Source organism: Streptococcus sp. GMD4S (assembly GCF_000296955.1).
Window position 1 is genome coordinate 1 of the sequence record NZ_AJRE01000192.1, and the last position, 1,808, is coordinate 1,808.

General features: G+C 38.2%; 1 protein-coding gene and 1 pseudogene. One reads left to right on the forward strand and one right to left on the reverse strand.

The genetic code is table 11. The annotated features are described in order from the left end of the window. A partial coding sequence (locus GMD4S_RS08530) for a MurR/RpiR family transcriptional regulator (protein WP_000652998.1) occupies positions 1–716 on the forward strand: 716 nt, incomplete at its 5' end. A 135-nt stretch (positions 717–851) separates the two neighbouring features. Here GMD4S_RS08530 and GMD4S_RS08535 read toward each other — a convergent pair. Then, positions 852–1,623, reverse strand: a pseudogene (locus GMD4S_RS08535) (class I SAM-dependent methyltransferase). Positions 1,624–1,808 lie beyond the last annotated feature (185 nt).

Sequence of the window (1,808 nt, forward strand, 5' to 3'; positions counted from 1 at the left end):
AATTACATATCTCCCAAGCAGCCTTGACCCGCTTTGCCAAAAAGTGTGGTTTTACAGGCTACCGAGAGTTCGTCTTTCAATACCAGCATCAGGCTAGTAAACCGGACACTCATTCGCACAAACACAGTCCTTTGACCAAACGTGTTTTGCGAAGCTACACTATCATGCGAGAACAAACTCAGGATTTGATTGACGAAGAACAACTGGAACGCGTTGCCCAATTAATCGATGACGCTGAACGAGTTTACTTTTTCGGGACGGGAAGTTCTGGTCTGATTGCCCGTGAGATGAAATTGCGCTTTATGCGATTAGGTGTTGTCTGCGAAGCTTTGACCGATCAGGATGGCTTTGCTTGGACGACCAGTATCATGGATGAAAACTGTCTGGTACTTGGCTTTTCTCTATCAGGCACTACCCAATCCGTCCTCGATAGTTTGTTGGATGCCAAGGAAATGGGTGCCAAGACCATTCTCTTTACCAGCGCTCCAAACAAAAACAGTCAGGCCTATACCGAAACAGTCCTTGTCGCAAGTCATAATCAATCTTCTTACATCCAGCGTATTTCCGCTCAACTCCCTATGCTCATTTTAATAGATTTGATTTATGCCTACTTTTTAGAAATCAATCGCGAGAGCAAGGAAAAAATCTTTAATAGTTATTGGGAAAATAAAAAACTCAATGGCTATCGTAGACAAAAACGCGTTAGAAAATCCTAGTTTGGTTGAACCAAACTAGGATTGTTTTGTCTTGAAATGGTAATAGGCTCCCAACATCCCTGCTGTATTTTGGTGATGGGCAAATTCTAATCGTAAAATACAACGAGCTATTCTCCAGAAGTATGTTCTATAAGATTATAGTTTAATGCAAAGTGTAGCGATGTAGTCATTTCCATAACGTGACAAGCGATGTCTTTTGTCACACGATTCATAAAAATCGATCATAGCGAGACCGTTTTTTAGTTGTCCTCTAATCTGACTTTCTAAGGTATGGCTAAATTCATATCCATATTCTGGATTGATGGTGATTTTGCCTTCCTCTTCAAGCTCTCTTGAATTAAAAGGGATTGAAAACTTTAAAAGTAATTCCTCATCGGGTTTGTCCCATACAGTGTCAGCATCATACATGTAGATCCAGGGATTCATAAATCCGACCATTAAGAGTCCACCCTTTTTCAATACGCGAGAGGCTTCTTTATACATGATACATGTTTTCTAAATCTTCTATATATACATTTGAAACCGGATTAAAAATAATATCAAAAGTTTCATTTTCAAATGGAAATGGTTTTGTCATATCGCCTTGAACGGTATTGATTTTTAAGCCTTCTCTTTTGGCAACCATTTCATCTCTTTCTAATTGTGATTTAGAAAAATCCATGATGGTGACATCATAACCTTTTGCAGCAAAAACGGGACCCTGCTGGCCACCACCACAAGCTAACCCTAATATCTTTTTTCCCTTGGCTTTTTCAAACCATTCTGTCGGAACTTTTTTCCCCACAGTTAAGGCGACAGAAATTGGATGCTTTCTAGCTTCTTCTAATTCTTCATGTGTCAATGGCTCAGTATAGTCGTTTTTTACATTATTCCATCTATCTTCATTTAATTTTATATAATTACTCATCTTACAATCTCCTCGTAATTTTATATGATTTCGATTTAAGTTGGATGTGTTGCCACACTTCTCTCACCTCTAGAAATTCTAATTTATCAATTTTTCGTCCATCTCATTATATCATTTTTCCACATTTTCCCATTTAGTCAAGCTAAATATCAATTAAATGGATGATAGAATTGCTCTCGCCTTAA